The sequence below is a fragment of the Paenibacillus sp. XP01 genome (assembly GCF_057364885.1).
The window spans coordinates 3,480,713-3,497,270 of sequence record NZ_CP139481.1 but is presented as its reverse complement, the minus strand read 5'-3'; the positions used below and the strand labels follow the sequence as shown (position 1 = coordinate 3,497,270).

12 protein-coding genes are annotated in these 16,558 nt (G+C 54.3%); all 12 read right to left on the bottom strand.

Annotation, left to right across the window (positions count from 1 at the left end; all coding sequences use genetic code 11):
• Positions 1-68 precede the first annotated feature (68 nt).
• On the bottom strand, positions 69-605 hold the full coding sequence (locus tag SNR34_RS15915; protein WP_236414230.1) for a (2Fe-2S)-binding protein: 537 nt from the start codon (positions 603-605) through the stop codon (positions 69-71).
• Positions 602-3,001 (bottom strand): xanthine dehydrogenase subunit D, encoded by a 2,400-nt coding sequence (gene pucD, locus SNR34_RS15910; protein ID WP_486179569.1) that lies wholly within the window; start codon positions 2,999-3,001, stop codon positions 602-604. Before pucD ends, SNR34_RS15915 begins: the two co-directional genes overlap by 4 nt.
• A gap of 31 nt (positions 3,002-3,032) precedes the next feature.
• Positions 3,033-3,953: an FAD binding domain-containing protein gene (locus SNR34_RS15905; protein WP_486179568.1), complete on the bottom strand. Its 921-nt coding sequence runs from the start codon at positions 3,951-3,953 to the stop codon at positions 3,033-3,035.
• A gap of 79 nt (positions 3,954-4,032) precedes the next feature.
• Positions 4,033-4,707 carry a nucleotidyltransferase family protein gene (locus SNR34_RS15900; RefSeq protein WP_339278283.1) on the bottom strand — a complete coding sequence of 225 codons (675 nt, stop codon included), beginning with the start codon at positions 4,705-4,707 and terminating at the stop codon, positions 4,033-4,035.
• On the bottom strand, positions 4,652-5,815 hold the full coding sequence (locus tag SNR34_RS15895; RefSeq protein WP_486179567.1) for an XdhC family protein: 1,164 nt from the start codon (positions 5,813-5,815) through the stop codon (positions 4,652-4,654). The genes SNR34_RS15900 and SNR34_RS15895 overlap by 56 nt, the downstream gene beginning before the upstream one ends.
• 39 nt (positions 5,816-5,854) lie before the next feature.
• Complete coding sequence (locus SNR34_RS15890; RefSeq protein ID WP_236414224.1) at positions 5,855-7,177, bottom strand: 5'-deoxyadenosine deaminase; 1,323 nt, start codon at positions 7,175-7,177, stop codon at positions 5,855-5,857.
• Between the two features lie 98 nt (positions 7,178-7,275).
• A complete protein-coding gene (ggt, locus tag SNR34_RS15885; RefSeq protein WP_486179566.1) occupies positions 7,276-8,871 on the bottom strand; it encodes a gamma-glutamyltransferase in 1,596 nt (531 codons plus the stop codon).
• The gene (locus SNR34_RS15880) at positions 8,865-9,026 is read right to left on the bottom strand and encodes a hypothetical protein (protein WP_486179565.1); all 162 of its coding nucleotides are present in this window, start codon (positions 9,024-9,026) and stop codon (positions 8,865-8,867) included. Before SNR34_RS15880 ends, ggt begins: the two co-directional genes overlap by 7 nt.
• Before the next feature lie 38 nt (positions 9,027-9,064).
• Positions 9,065-9,955, bottom strand: coding sequence for a 2-oxo-4-hydroxy-4-carboxy-5-ureidoimidazoline decarboxylase (uraD, locus tag SNR34_RS15875; RefSeq protein WP_356722658.1), 891 nt, complete (start codon positions 9,953-9,955; stop codon positions 9,065-9,067).
• 248 nt (positions 9,956-10,203) lie between these two features.
• Complete coding sequence (locus SNR34_RS15870; protein ID WP_236414221.1) at positions 10,204-11,811, bottom strand: PucR family transcriptional regulator; 1,608 nt, start codon at positions 11,809-11,811, stop codon at positions 10,204-10,206.
• 285 nt (positions 11,812-12,096) lie between these two features.
• The gene (locus SNR34_RS15865) at positions 12,097-14,853 is read right to left on the bottom strand and encodes a CHASE3 domain-containing protein (protein WP_486179564.1); all 2,757 of its coding nucleotides are present in this window, start codon (positions 14,851-14,853) and stop codon (positions 12,097-12,099) included.
• 298 nt (positions 14,854-15,151) lie between these two features.
• Entirely contained in the window at positions 15,152-16,540 is a 1,389-nt protein-coding gene (gene fumC, locus SNR34_RS15860) for a class II fumarate hydratase (protein WP_486179563.1), read from the bottom strand.
• Between the last annotated feature and the right edge of the window lie 18 nt (positions 16,541-16,558).

The following is a 16,558-nucleotide window of genomic DNA, read 5'->3' as shown; positions in this document are numbered from 1 at the left end:
GACAAAAACCGCCACTTCGGACGGTTCATTCCCGGCAACAAGGTTTAACTTTGGCATTTTTGTCCGTGTCATCCTGATTTGGAAGCATTCCCTTGGGAACCGGCGGATGTTGAACACTCGGTAGGGTAGAATTCTCGAGCCTTGCTCACTGCTCTCAATATACCCCCATATCCGGTGCACCGGCATAGATTGCCGCACAGTGCCGTTTCAATCTGTTCTTGAGTCGGCTGCGGATTCGCATCCAATAACGCTTTGGCGGAAATGATCATGCCGGGAGTGCAATATCCGCATTGAAACCCGCCTTCCTCGACAAAAGCACGCTGGATGGGGTGAAGATCCTCCTTCCCTTCGCCGTGCAGGCCTTCTATAGTGGTGATGGCCTTGTCTGCACATTGATAGGCCATGACGAGGCACGAATTGACGGGAACATCTTCGACCAGCACCATGCATGCCCCGCAACGCCCGATTTCGCACGATACTTTGGTTCCCGTCAGCTTCAGCTCGTTTCGCAGCACATCTACAAGGCGAGTCGACGGATCCACGTGCAGTTGCTTTGTCTCACCGTTTACGATGGCGTTCCACTCGGTTCCTCGTGGTTCTTTCATCCATGACTCACTCCTTCCTCAAGCGGTACATCCAGCGGCCTCATCAATTGCTCGCGTGAAACAGGCAGCCGGGTCAACCATTCGCCTGTAGCTTGATGGATTGCTGCCGCGATGGCCGGCGCCAACGCAACCGATCCGATCTCGCCGATGCCCCGAGGACCGTACGGGTCCCCTTCCGGCAAATCCTCGATCGCTTCCACTTCCAAGGACGCATGGATATCGCGAATGGTTGGAATCAGGTACGTATCGAGATTCGTGGTTACGTAGCGGGAATCTTTCATCACTGCATCTTCCGTCAGAGTAAAGCCAAGCGCCATCACGCTGCCGCCTTCGATCTGTCCCAAGAAACCCATCGGGTTGATGACAGGCCCTGCGGCAACCACATGGCGCGTATCCAGCAGCCTGGCTTCACCCGTTAACGTATTGACCTCCACCTCGGCAGCCACTGCGGCATACGTATAAAGATAGTGCCCGCCGACAACGTTGTCCGGGGTAGTCGGGTACTCAAAACGCGTATCGAATACCCAATCCTCGGGTTCGCCCTGCTGAACCAATGCTTGATATGACACGATGGCAGCAGGTCCACCCGACCTTGTGCCAACTCGCACTTTATCTTCATTTCTCGTTATCTCCGGCAACTCTGTTTCCGGCTTTTCAGCTTCGCTCCCATCCTCCATGCAGGCCAGATCTTTCGCGCGCCATACGCCTCCTGGCCCGGTCGCCAATTCATCTTTCGGGATTCCCGACAAGCCTGACGCTGCCTCAAGTACTCTGGCGCGAAAGGGAACCTGAAGCCGCTGCAAAGCCATCCAGGCCATCGTGGTCGAGCGCGAGGCCGTGCTCGAACCGCTGTGCGGAACCTTATCGGTATCGCCGATGACGATACTGAGGTCGTATCGGCTGCATTGGAACAGATCGCACAGCATAATTTCCAGCGTCGCCACGAGCCCTTGCCCGAATTCTTCGTAGCCGAACGCGGCTTCGATCCGTCCCGACGCGTTCAGCGACAAGCGGCCCCCTGCGGGATCGGGAATGCCGTAGCCCAGCCCTGCGCCGTGCATGGCGATGGCCGCGCCAACGCCCCGTTTGATCCATGGCGGCAGATTTGCAGCCGCTTGAGGACGCAGGCGCTTTTGCCATAGCTCCGAACGGTCCATGGCTTCCCATACCTGCGCCAACCCATCCGTGACGAGAATGCGCTGGTTGAGCGGTCCCGGATCGGTTTTGGCCCTCAGGTTCCGTCTGCGGAATTCCCACGGATCCATGTTCATGATTGCGGCAAGACGATCCATCTGGCCCTCCATCGCAAAGATCGCCTGGTTCCCTCCGAATCCGCGGAACTCGCCCGATACGCCATTGTTGGTGTATACCGAGACGCCCTCCACGTCCACGTTCGGGATCGCATAAGGACCGAGGCAATGTTCCGTGGCAAAATTAAGCACCGGTGCTCCCAAGGTGGCATAGGCTCCGGTATCCGCGGTAATGCGGACTTTATGGGCCAGTATCATGCCTTCGGGGCTGATGCCTGTTTGCATTTCGATTTTCATCGGATGCCGCTTCAATCCCGCCCGAACCGATTCCTTACGGGAGTTGTGCATTTTGACCGGACGTCCGCAACGTAATGCCAACAATGCACCGTACGGCTGTACGTTGAGTTCGTCCTTGCCGCCGAACGATCCGCCGATCGGAGATGATACGACCCGGATATCTTCTTCCGAACAGCCGATAATGCGGGCCAATTGCATTCGGTCTTTATAACCATGCTGCGTTGCCGCGTACACATGAAGCCTTCCATCCCGTTCCGGAACGAAAAGCCCGCCTTCCGTCTCCATGTACGCATGCATTTGCCTTGGCGTGTAGTATGTTTCGGTCACCACATGCTCGCATGCGGCAAAAGCTTCCTCCACGTTGCCGCGTTTGATCTCGGTTCGATGGAGCACATTGCCCGGTCCGTGCTCATGCAGCTCCGGGGCTTCAGGCGCCAAGGCGGCATCCGTGCTATCGAGAGGGACGAGCTCTTCATAGCTCACCCGGATCGCTTCCAGCGCAAGCGCTGCGCGTTCGGGCGTATCCGCGGCGACGGCGGCAACGGCGTCGCCGACATAACGAACGACATCTTCGCAGAACACGGGTTGGTCAGGCGTGGCGATTCCGAAGCGATTTAATCCCGGGACGTCCTTGGCCGTCAGCACCGCATGAACGCCTTCCATGGACTCGGCTTCTTCTGTATGAATGGACAATATCCGAGCATAAGGGTACGGGCTGCGCAAAACCCTTCCATATACCATGTCCGGCAGCGACATATCGGTCAGATATTGAAGCTGCCCCGTTACTTTGCCCGCCCCGTCAGGTCGAAGATGCCATCGTTTGCCGCTGTTTTCCCGATGAATCAGCATGTACCCGCTCCCCTTTCATATCGATCTCGGTTTATGATCGGCCAAGTGCTTCCCACAAGCCGCCTCCCAGCAGATTGCCCGCCGCCTGGCTGCGGTAGAGGTCTGTGGCAAATGCGTCTCCATAGGTCAAGAATTCGGAAGCTGCAGCCTGGCTCAGCGCTGTTGACTGTTGAATGTCCGCTACCTTGCCGCCAAGCAGTGCCTCCGTTTCGTTGAGGCGCATCGCCAAACCGGATCCTCCGCCTGCCGCAATGCGAACTTCGATCCAGCGTCCGTCTGACCCGATGAGTCCGTGATAAGCAATGGTGACCAGCGAAGCAGTGAACGTCTCCCGTCGGCCCAGCTTCCGGAAGAATGAAACCTGCTTCAATGTCAACGGCTGTTCCTGGCATGCAGTCCCGATTCCGTTTGCCGAACTCAGAGGGAGCTGAACGGCCAGCAGCATGCGATGAGGATCGTGTTTCCCCGTCTTCATTTCCGCCAGCCAAGAAGAAAGGCTCTGAACCTGTATGCCCGCGTCCGTCATCCACTGCAAGCCTGCGTCATATACCAATAAGGCCGGAATAGCATCGCCTACGCCGGACACCACATTGCCGCCAATCGTCGCCAGGTTGCGAATCGATGGGGCCGCAATGGCCCTCGCGGCATCCTGCACCAGCGGGAACCGCTGCAACAATGGATTCGCCGCACATTCATTCAACGTATTCAGCGCCCCGAGCACAAGCCGGTCCTCTTCTACGAAAATCCCGGATGCCTCCGCAATTCGTTCAAGGCTGATGAGATGCCGGGGGAAAGGGGCGATCCCGCCTTCCCACTGCGTGCGAAGCAGCGTGCCGCCCGCCACGAATATAAAGTTATCGCCACAGCGTTGTTTTGCCATTTGCAGCTCATCCAGGTCTGCGGGCTGCCATACGTGTGGTCTTGCACCCGATCCGTATACAGGAACAGCCATTATGCCCCATCTCCTTTTTCTTTCATAGTTCTGGCGTCGGGAATCGATCCAAATCGTTGCTCATATCACATTCACACTCTCACTTCACTTGCGCACGTTCCGCGAAATCGATAATGCGCGCCAGCTGCGGCTCCGTATCGGCATCCCAAAAGGCAAAGTCTGGCAGGATCACCTGACCGCCCTTATAACATGGCTCACGCAATACCGTTCGCGCCCCTTCGTCCCCATGAAGCAGCAGCAGCCGTTCCATCATGTGACACCGGAACGCGATCGGCGGTTTGCCGAAATCTCCGGGAGTGTCGTCCATCGCTGCCGAGTAATCCAGTAAGGGATCTTCCGCCAGAACACGTGCTACAAGGTCGATGTGCCGGGATTGCAGCAAGGGCTGGTCCGCGAGCAAAATCACGACACCTTCCGGGCGGGTCTGCATCGCAGCCTGGATGCCGCAACGCAGCGAGTTGGCCATGCCTTCGCGATCATCGGTACATGCCGTGAGCTGCAGCTTCGTCTGCCGAATACGGACAGAAGCGCTGCTATTACGTGCATTTGCCTCGCCCATCCATTCCGAAGGCACCCACCGTAAATCATCCTCAGGCTTCACCACGCAAACCACGTTCGCCAAGGCGGATGAGCCTAGAGCGGCCTCCAATGTCCAAGCCGCAAGACTTCTGCCCCCGGGCATCGTAACGGCCAACTTGTCACGCCCCAGTCGGCTGCTCCGACCGGCCGCGAGCACGATCCCTGTCAGTTTCACAGGCTCCTCCTCCTCCGGCAGTCGGCTTTCTCGCCGAAACGGCTCTTCTGTCCGCGATGAGTTCAGCCACGATGCTAACGGCAATTTCTTGCGGACCGTCCGCCCCGATGGACAGCCCCACCGGTGCATGCAAATTGGGAAGCATGGGCAGACCCTTCAGCAGTCTTCCCGTTCTTGTTTTGGAACCCAGAATTCCTAGATATCGATACTCGCAAGCTGCCAACAGCTCCAAAAACTCGCGTTCGCGCGGAAACTGGTGGCTCATCAGTATGACGTAATCCCCGCTTCGGATCTGCAGGACAGGCATGATCTCGTTTGGAAAACCCAGCACGCGCTCCGCCTGGGGAAATCGCTTCGCATTGCAGAGCGATTCCCGCCAGTCGGCGACCACGACGCGGAAGCCGGAAGCTCCCGCAAGTCCCGCTACTGGTATCGCGTCATTGCCGGCACCCACAATGACAAGGCGTGGCTTGGGAGAATGGACGCTGCTCAGGCAGCGCGGCATATTCCAACGCTGTTCAGCCGCCATAGCACTGTTCGATAATGCTTCGGTTTCTTCTGCTTTATCAGGGTTCATCCGTTCGGTCCCGCCAACCGTTTCTTCCTTTTCGCTCTCTTTTCCAGCGTGAAGGGCTGCCAAGTTAGTCGAAGGAATCTCCATATGGCCGAGAATCCCGTTCCTTCGCTTCAAAACATACTCCGTCCGGGAATAATCCGCATGAAAACGGCGCAAGAGCTCAACGGAAATCCCTTCCTCCAGACAAGCGTACATCTCATGCATCACCGAACGCAGTTCTTCATGCACAGGCTCAAGAAGAACCAACACGAATCCTCCGCAGCCAATCGTCTCTCCCCAGGACCAATCCTCCTCCGGACGCATGTCGTATTCGACCCATTCCAGTTTCCCCGTCTCCAGGACGTGGCCAACGCGAGCCTGAAGATCGCTTTCCAGGCAGCCGGGACTGATGCTCCCGAACATGTCTCCGCGTTCGGTGAGCAGCATGGAAACCCCTTGCTTGCGGTAAGCATGGCCTTCCACCTTCACCGCCGTTGCCAGTACACAGCTCGTTTCGCGGATGGCTGCCGCGCACAGATCATGCATCTCCATGGCTGTTCCTCCATTCGCTTCTGCTGAAAGCCGATTCACTCAGATTCGTTTCATCAACCGCGCGATGCTTTTATCCGATTCCCGCAGCACCATACCACGGTCGATCGTCCGGATTTTGCGGTTGCCAAGCACGATGCGACCGTCGATGATCACCGTATCCACGCAGCTCCGCGTTGCCGAATACACGACGCGGGAGTACACATCCGTATCGTAAGAAGGATAGGTGTGAAAATCGTCCAGATCAAGCAGCACGACGTCTGCTTTTTTGCCGACCTCCAGGCTGCCGATCTCCTTCGACATACCCAACACCTCGGCTCCTCCCATCGTGGCCATTCGCAGCACCGTGCGTGCATCCATCATCGTCGGCCCGTGCGGAACCTTTTGGATCAGCGCCGTCAAACGCATCTCCTGAAACATATCCAGATTGTTGTTGCACGGCGCGCCGTCGGCGCCGATGCCCACTGCAATCTGTCGGTTCAGCAGGTCCGGAATATCTGCAATCCCGGAGGACAACTTCAGGTTGGATCCGGGACAATGCGTTACTTTGACGCCGCGTTTGCGGATGATCTCCTTCTCCTCTTCGCTCAGCCACACGCAGTGAGCCAGAACCAGCCTTGGCGTGGCGAGCCCGATGTGATCCAGGTACGTGATGTTGCGCATGCCGCGTTCATGCTCGACGAGTTCGATTTCACCCCGGTTTTCGGATGCATGGGTATGGACGCGAACATGATATTGATTGGACAGCTCCCTGACTTGGATCAGAAGATCCTCGGTACAAGAGACGACGAAACGCGGGCAGAACGCATACTGGATGCGCCCGCCGCCGAAACCGTTCCATTTCTCCAGCAAGTCCACGCTCTGCTGCAGCGAAGCGGACGTGCTCTCGCGCAGCGGCTCCGGCACCTCGTCGCCGTGATCCATCATGACTTTGCCGGAAATGACGCGAATGCCGCTCTGTGCCATTGCTTGAAAAGCAGATTCCGTATGATGGACCGTTTCCATGTCCAGAATCGTCGTTGTGCCGCTCGAGATGAGTTCGCCGAGCCCGAGCATGGCCGAATAATAGACAGATTCCTCATCATGCGCGGCCTCCAGCGGCCAAATGCGCTGCCGCAGCCAATCCATCAGTTCCAGATCGTCCGCGCGGCCGCGAAACAAGGTCTGGCACAAGTGGATGTGCGTTTGGACGAAACCCGGCAGCAGCACTTTGCCGCGGGCATCGATGACCTCATCGGCATGAGCGTCGATATTCTCCTTCATTTGCTTGATCCGGTTGTCTTCGATGAAGAGATCGCCCGTAAATACTTCTTCGTCCGCATTCATCGTAACGAGCTGAGCACCTTTCAGCAGGATCGTTCCCATGTCTTTTCCCCCATCCGTTTTCAATCTGTGCCCTTGAACTGGTCTATATCCTGCAGCAAAGACCAGGCAATCACCCTAATGCGTGGTTGGGTTATCGGCTACCATCCGATCGCCATGCCGTCTCCCCTGGGATCGGCCGCGCCGCTGATCATGCCGTCCTCGCTAATCGCAATGCCTTGCGATTGGCCCATAATGCCATCCCACGGCGATACCGCTTCTACCTGATGACCCCAGCGGGCAAGCGTGTCGCATACATCGTCGTGAAATCGGTTCTCGACGCGCATGATATCCCCATCCTCACCCCAAGTGCGGCCGTAAACCCAACGCGGCAGCCCGATCGCTTCCTGAACCGTTAGCCCGTAATCCAACACGCCGGTCAGCACGGACAGCTGCGTTTGCGGCTGACCTTCGCCACCCTGAGTGCCTACAAGCAGGCAAGGCTTTCCGTTCCGGGTGACCATGCCAGGCATCAACGTATGGAAGGAACGTTTGCCCGGCTCCAGCACGTTGGCATCCTTCGGATCGAGCGAAAAAAAAGAACCTCTGTTTTGCATGATGATCCCCGTGCCTCCAGGCACGTAGGCCGAGCCAAAATCGAAATACAGGCTTTGAATGAACGAAACGGCATGACCATCGCCGTCAACCACGGCCGCGTACGCGGTATCCTGCCCCATCGTTTGGGAGATGAAAGGCTGCGCGGAAGGCGGTGCCGCATGAATTTCGTTCCAGAGCTCGTTGCCGTAGGCTTTGGACAACAGGCGCTCAAGCGGGATCTTCCTGAAATCCGGGTCCGTCAAATACCGATCCCGATCGCGGAAAGCCTTCTTCACCACTTCGGCCATCAGATGGTAGAACTCGGGCGACGTGCGCGCCACCGCCGAAAGATTGATGTTTTCCAGCATGTTCAGCATCATGAGCATCGAGAACCCTTGCGAGTTCGGCGGCATTTGATGCACTTGATAGCCCCGATAATCCGTGCTGACCGGCTCTACCCATGCACCCCGGTGATCGGCAAAATCCTTCGCGGTCAGCATGCCACCGTCTTCAAGCATGGCTGCAGCGATGCGTTCGGCAAGTTCCCCTGTATAAAAAGCTTTGCGTCCCCCGCTTTGGAGCAAACGAATGGAGGCCGCAAGTTCAGGCTGCAGCAGCAGGCCTCCTTCCCGCAAAAGAGTGCCTTCCGGGGCGTAAATGCGCCTAAGCGGCGCATATCCCGTAATCAATTCTTCATCTCTTTCCATCCACATGCGCAGATTGCGGGAGACCGGGCACCCCTGCTCGGCATAACGCGCCGCGGGCTCCAGCAATACCGCCCACTCCAGCTTGCCGAAGCGGTTCCACACTTCCCACCAGGCATCGACCATGCCGGGAACGGTGATCGCGCTAAGCACGCCGCGCTGCGGAATGGCACTCATCCCCATCGACTTGAAAGTATCCGCGTTTATGCCTGCAGCGGAGCGTCCACTCCCGTTGTAAGCCGCAATCCTGCCGCTTTGCCCATCGTGAACAAGGAAGAATGCGTCTCCGCCCAACCCTGTCATATGCGGATAGACAACGCCCAAGGCTGCGCTGATCGCTATTGCTGCATCGACCGCGCTTCCGCCCTGCTGCAGGATGGAGCTCCCTACCGCACTGGCGATATAATGCGGCGTAGTAACCATGGCATTTCTGGAAACCGGCATCTGGTTCAGCATAATGCTCCCTCCTTTCCTGCATAGACATCGAGTGCCGCTTGTACCGCCTCCCCCGCAGGCAAAGCAAATTTGTGATGCAGCATTACCGCTTCCAGCACACCCGAAACGTGCAGCACTACCCGGCCGCCCCGGACGATCGTATCCATGTTTGCCATCGTCCTGCCCTCCGCCTCAAAACCGGTACTCGGCTTACTTAGCTCCCCCGGTATGTACTGTATCCCCCTGGCGCGATCAATAAAGGGATATGGTAGTGACTGTTCGCATCGGAAACGGTGAACCGGATCGGAACCACGGTCCAGAGCAGCGACGGTCCCTCTCCTTCGCCCAACCGCTCCGAATAATACTTCTCCACATGAAACCGAAGCTCATAAATGCCTTTTTGAAGCTCGCTTCCAACCAACAACGGCGCATCCAGCCGCCCGTCTGTATTGGTTAAGGACGCACCTTCCCTTGACCAGCTCTCCATTTCCTTATTGCACGTCATCCTGTATAATTCCACATTCACTCCAGCTGCCGGAACGCCTCTGGACGTATCCAGTACATGCGTGGTGATGCGTCCTCCCGAGCTGGCTGACATAGTTCCCGCCTGCGTGATCCATTGCTCCAAACGGATCGAAGCGATTTTGAACACTTCACCGAGCGCCGTCCGAAATTCTTCGTCCCAGCTCCGCTCATTGCGTTGCCGCATGGCATGCAAAATGGAATCGGGATGGTGTCCTTTCACCGCCATTATAAACGGAAACCCCAGTCGGTCCGTATACTTCCTGTTCAATCGGTTCATCTCTTCGAATTGCACCGGAGAAAGGGAGTTCAGCCCGGCTCCGGCCTGTTCCTGCACCGAACTGTCGCTCATGCGGATACGTGCCCCAAGATCGGGATGATTGCGAAGCAACTGCAGCTTGACCTCGGTATCGGCTGCCAGAACAACTTGTTTCATGACGTTCATCATGTGTTCAAAAGAGGCAAAGGGACGCATACCATAGGAGTGCTCGGCTACCCACGGCGATTCCTCGAAAAGCCCGCCGAACGTTTGCACGTATTGTTCCGCAGACCAGTTGTTAATGCGTGTAATGAACTCATCCATTCCATCACCTCCGGTCTTTGGTAGATTGTTGTATTTCATTGTACGTGCAGGTTCTTGGAGCAACAATAATAATCATGCAACTTTGTAATATAACATAACATATGTGAGTTGAATTGTTTGCCGTGCACGGCTCTTTTTTACTGATATGTGCCTTTAAGCACAAAAAACCATGCTTCTCAACGGAAGCACGGCGGCATTTCCTTGGTTTTCAGTTGAATCATGGAATATTATCTAACTTCAAACTCACTTCAAGTACGAGGACTGTTTTTGTCACGGATGAATTTGCGGAATGTAAAGACCAGCTTCAATTTCAGCAAATCGTTCGTTTTTTTGAAGTCCATTTGCAGCAAGCTGCCGATCTTCTCCATGCGATACGTCACCGTGTTGCGATGCACGTACAATCGTTTGGCTGCCTCATTGATCAGACCGTCGTTCTCGATAAAAGATTCCAGCGTGTTCATCAATACCTGATTCGGATCCCCCTCGTGCGCGAGCAGCGGCTCCAACACTTTGTTGCAGTAATTTTCCATAATGCGATCCGGCACATGTTGAAATACATAAGCAAACTCCACCATTTCAAATTGCAGCGCCCGGTCTTTCATCCCGAATCTGCGTGCCAGCTGCCCGGTATCCAGGCATTCTTGGTAAGCTTCGCGCAGCGATTTGGGTTCATGTTTCATTTTGCTGATCCAAAAACGCGGAGCGGAAGCTCCCTTCGCCTCCTGCGCTGCGAGCACGTCAGCAAAACGGTTAAGGAGAAACGCGGATAATTCTTCTCCATAGTCCCTTCCAGTCGGACAAGTGTACAGGGATAGAATGCCGTCTTCGATCTGAAAATGCTGCGAGGACGCAAACTGCATCAGCGGGTTGTACTGCAGCTCGCGGTGAATCTGTTTCAAAAGCTTGCCATCGGCAACTGCGGCAGGCTCCAACGTGGTAAGCACGCATTGGTACGTGCCCTGGAACAGGTAAACGCCTTTGTTTTCGCTAAGCATGTTCAGCTCTTCGATCGTCAGTTTATTGCCCAGATATTGAGTCAGCCATGTGCGCATCTCGTCTTGCACGGTCGGGTTAATGTGTTCCCGATACGTCATATCCATATAGAAGGCAAGCACGTCCGCGGCTTGTTGAAACAATTCTTCCTCAGCCTTGAGCGATAATGCCGAATCCGTGAATACGAGCAGGAAACCGTACTCCTCGTCATTATGCTTGATGGGCACGCGATGGCAGCTCCCTTGATTCCATTTGACGCGGTGCATGACCGATCTCCAAGGCCACCCCTGTACCGCCGAATCCGCAGCAATGCCTTCACTTCCGAAAAGCACATGTCCGCGAGGACCGATTACCGCAAGCGGATGACTCAGGATCGCCGCCAGCTCGGCAAACACGTTGCGATAAGGCTGTTGATGCAGGGCGAATTTCATCAGCCTTTTCTGCTTTTGCATCACCTCGTGCAGCAAACGATGGGATCGCTCGTGCTCGGCTTTGAACAATGCGTTCATCTGGTCGGAAAATGTGAATTGGAACGGCAATTCCAGCAAAGGCATTCGCAAACGATCCGCTTCTTCGATGATGCCTTGAGGAATGGACTGCCAGAAACGTCCCAGTTTGATGCCAAGCCCAGCACATCCCCGTTCATTCAGGCGCCGCATCAGGCGCAATGCATCCGTTTCGTTGTCCTTCATAATAAAGGCGGTCGTAAACAACATCTCGCCCGATTTGATCCAGTCAGCAATATCCGGAGCATCCATGACGTTTACGGATTTCATCATACGCGAAGTTCCTTCCCCGCCGGCGACCAATTTGGCCTCGGACAGCGGATACACCTGCAAAGCCTCTTTAACCGTGAGCTGCATGGACATTACCTCCCATGTACATTACATTAAAACCATAAATGAATTAGTTTCACCGTCTTTTTCAGGTTGATCTGTAGTTTTAAAAGTAATAAATCGGCTGGAACTATTAATTCTTGTTAAGTATTATAACATCAAATTTCGAATTAAAGCTGACATCCAAAAAAAATACAACCCAAGGGCTGTTCACAGCCATGCTGTGGAAGCTTCTTGGATTGCATATCGTGCAGCGTATTGGTGTAGTTTTTTCAAGCCCGCATGTTGATCATCCGCCTTGCGTCTGTTCCTTTAACTCCCCAGCCATAATTTCATGCGGGAAATCACTTCGCTCATGTTAAGCGGTTTGCTAATGTAGTCCGAAGCTCCTGCAGCCAGGCATTTATCGCGATCTTCCTTCATCGCCTTGGCAGTCAGCGCAATGATCGGAATTCGCGTCATTCCCAGTCTGTTTCTGATCTGCCGGGTCGCTTCGTACCCGTCCAATTCCGGCATCATGATGTCCATCATGATGATATCCGGCCGAACCTCTCCCCGCTCCAGCATCTCCAGGCATTCATGCCCGTTCTGGGCCGTCGCGATCTTCATGCCGTATTGCTCAAGTGCATTCGCAAGCGCATAAACGTTGCGGATGTCATCGTCTACGACGAATACTTCCTTGCCATGAAGCAGCGTTTTCTCCAACGGCGTTAACCAAGGGTCCGTTTTCCAATCGGGTTCTTCGTCCATCGAATTTTGACCCGAACGTTCGGCTGCAGCAGCCGCCTCATTCAAAAATAACCTCGCGCCATGCGCATCTGATGGAGATAACGAAACGACGCCATTGTCCCTGTTCAATGGCAGAATTAGCGAGAACGTGCTCCCTTCGCCGATCCGGCTCGTCACTGAAATGGAACCGCCTAACAGGTTGGCAAGCGACAGGGATATGGACAATCCGAGCCCCGTCCCGCCGTATTTTCGCGCAGTGGCCCCATCTGCTTGTTTGAACGCTTCAAAAATGGGCTGCAGCTGATCTTCATGGATCCCGATCCCCGTATCGCTTACGGAGAAGGAGACAACCTCGGCCGGTTTCCCGTCCTTATGGGAGCATTCCAAATGCATGCGGGAAATCGTAAGAATTACTTCGCCTTTACTTGTAAACTTGAATGCATTGGAGAGCAAATTCCGCAAAATTTGTTGCAAACGCATCTCGTCGGTTTCAATGTATTCGGGAAGTTCCCCTTGCAATATAACGCGAAAATCAAGCCCTTTTTGTTCCGCCATTTTTTGAAAGTACCGGTACATGGCCTCAGGCAAGTCTGCAATCCTTACGTTACTCCAGGCCATGTCCATTTTGCCGGCTTCAACCTTCGACAGATCCAGAATGTCATTAATCAGGTGCAGCAAATCCTTGCCGGACGCGTGAATGACCGAAGCATATTTCTGTTCTTCCGCATCCAGATGCCCCTGTTTGTTCGCTGCAAGGATTTCGGACAATATAAGCATGCTGTTGAGCGGCGTGCGCAATTCATGAGACATATTCGCCAAAAATTCCGATTTGTACCCCGAACTAGCACGCAATTGCTCTGCCAGAACGGCCATTTCGCTCGCCGATAATTCGGCAGCGCTCTTTTGCTCTTCGAGGCGATCGTTGAGGACGTGAAGTTCCTCGGTCTGCATCTGAAGCTCCTCCGTTTGGGAAGCCATCTCTTCGGTCTGCTGCTGCAACCTCTCCGATTGGGCCTGCAGCTCCTCGTTTAACACTTGGGATTCATCATACAACTGCTGAAGTTCCATGCGCGTCATGACAGAGTGCAGGGATACTCCGAAAATCTCATTCAACTCGCTCAGCACAGCCGCTTGATCCGGAGACAAAGGCTGGAGAGCGGCAATCTCGACGACCGAGATCACTTTGCCTTCGAATAATACGGGAGCTACCGTCAATGAGCGTGCTTCCGCATACCCCAGACCAGAACCGATACGGATATAACCAGGCGGCAGCTCATGCAAGTGCAGCATCCGTTTTTCGGCCACGCATTGTCCGACGAGTCCTTCGCCGACATTTAATACGGTTTGATTCGGTTTAAGCAATTCTCCACTTGCGGCGTAGGATGCCAGATTGGTCAACTGTTGATGTTTATTCCAATGATAGAGCACCCCGTAAGGGACCTCCAAAACGATCGACAGGTGGTTCAGGTACAATTGGGACAGCGATTCAAGACTGGCCTGGTTTTGCAGCATCGTGGCCATTGCTGCAATGCGCTCCTTAATCCGATTCTGTTCCTGAACAGTATCCAGAAGCCGGTTGGTTTCCATCCCCAGATCGCCGACTTCGTCCCGCGAACGTACATGAACCCGTTGAGTCAGACTTCCGCCGCGTGAGATGTCACTGATCGTCTGAATCACTTCTTTCAACGTTTTTACGATATTGCCGGAGATCGCGAGAGCAGCGGCAACGGAAATCGCCGTGATTGCGAACCAGAGGGCGTAAATGACTTTTAACAACACGGAGGAACGATCGGAAAGTTCGGATACGCGGGCATCCGTCAATTGTAACTCCGTATTCCGAAACCGGGTTAATTGGTCGCGAAGAAGATCAATTTCGTTTTTTCCGGGGTCAGCCCGAAAAAAGGCGAGCACTTCGCCTGGACTCCCCTCTTTCTTCAACGCAATCGCAGGTTCCCCCGCAACCTCCAGCCAGCGCTCGATATGGTTCCGAATCATTTCCAGGTTGCGCTGCTGGGTAGGGTTGTCGCCGATCAGTTCATAGAGAAGATTGTAATTCGAATTCCATTCCGAATTGGCCGACCGATAAGGTTCAAGATAATCCTCGTCACCGGTAAGCATATATCCGCGCTGTCCGGTTTCCATGTTCAGCACGTTTTTTTCAATGGCATTGGTCAGATTATGTACTTCAAGATCATGATGGCTAATATAATCGTTTTCTTCCTGTAAAGTATGGATCTGTACCGATAAAACGGAGAGCGAGATACCGAATAACAGGAGTACGACGAGATATCCCAGCAAAATTTTGGAGCGTATCGAGAATCTTTGCATTTTGGGCAGCATGGGGACCTCCAGTGGAACGCACAATATCGCAACCATTGAATTTGGCTGCCGCACCGTAACGTCCAACGACCAAAGTTGGTTGGGAAACGTCGTTCAATGCGCATGCGTATTCTATGGATCCGTATTTTGTGTGAATGCATGTAATTTGGTTAATCATGGTGTAGAACGATCGTTATTCGACGCATCCATGGACTGAAAAACTTTTAAATATCATGGTAAAAGGACCTGCCAACCGCAGGTCCTTCGTAACAAAGATCAACGCCAAGCAAGTTAACCATACCCTTGGCTATGAAATAGATCAGGCTTTGGGTGCGATCATTTTTGCCGGGTCGACGTATTGATCAAATTGCTCTTCGGTCAGCAAACCCGTTTGCAAGGCAGCTTCCTTCAGAGAGAGCCCTTCCTTGTGCGCAAGCTTGGCAATTTTCGCCGCATTCTCATAACCGATGTGCGGGTTTAGCGCAGTGACCAGCATCAGCGAGTTATTCAGGTTATGCTGAATTTGGTCCAGGTTCGGTTCAATGCCAACGGCACATTTGTCATTGAACGCTATGATGGAATCGGCTAACAATTGAACGGATTGCAGGAAGTTATAGATGATGACCGGCTTAAACACGTTCAGCTCGAAATTCCCCTGGCTTGCGGCAAATCCGATGGCAGCATCGTTGCCCATAACCTGCGTAACCACCATCGTCATGGCTTCGCTCTGCGTTGGATTCACTTTACCAGGCATGATCGAGCTGCCCGGCTCATTTTCCGGAATGCGAATCTCGCCCAGACCGCTGCGTGGACCGCTCGCAAGCCAGCGTACGTCATTGGCGATTTTCATGAGGTCTGCCGCAAGCGCTTTTACCGCCCCATGCGCATATACGACTTCGTCATGGCTTGTCAGCGCATGGAATTTGTTCGGAGCAGACACGAAATCCTTGCCGGTATGTTTGCCGATTTCCTTTGCGGTCAGGTCGCCAAAGTCAGGATGGGCATTGATTCCTGTGCCGACAGCGGTGCCCCCGATGGCAAGCTCCTTCATATACTGCACGCTGTCGCGAATCATGCGCTCGCTCTTGTCGAGCATAGCGGACCAGCCGCTGATTTCTTGTCCAAGCGTGATCGGCGTGGCATCCTGCAGATGCGTACGGCCGATTTTGATGATATCCTTGAACGCTTCCGCTTTCTCGTCCAGCGTTTTTTTGAGCACGGCGATCGCAGGGAGCAGCTGATCCTCAACAGCAATGACACCGGCCACATGCAGTGCCGTAGGGAACGTATCGTTCGAGCTTTGGGACATGTTAACGTCATCATTCGGATGCAGGCGCTCTTCTTTGCCTTTTTGCTCCAGCAATCGGTTGCCCAGGTTGGCAATGACCTCGTTCACGTTCATGTTGGACTGGGTGCCGCTTCCGGTTTGCCAAACAACGAGTGGGAAATGGTCATCGATGCGTCCGGCGATAATTTCATCGGCAGCCTCAGCAATGGCCGCTGCTTTATCCGCAGACAGCTTGCCCAGAGAGTGGTTGCTGGCTGCAGCACTTTTTTTCAATATAGCGAGAGCTCGCACAACCTCCATCGGCATCTGTTCGTTCCCGATCGGAAAGTTCTCCTTGCTCCGTTGCGTTTGAGCTCCCCACAGTCTGTCTGCGGGCACTTTCATTTCACCTAGCGTATCTCTCTCAATGCGATATTCCACTTGCTTGTCCTCCTCCGG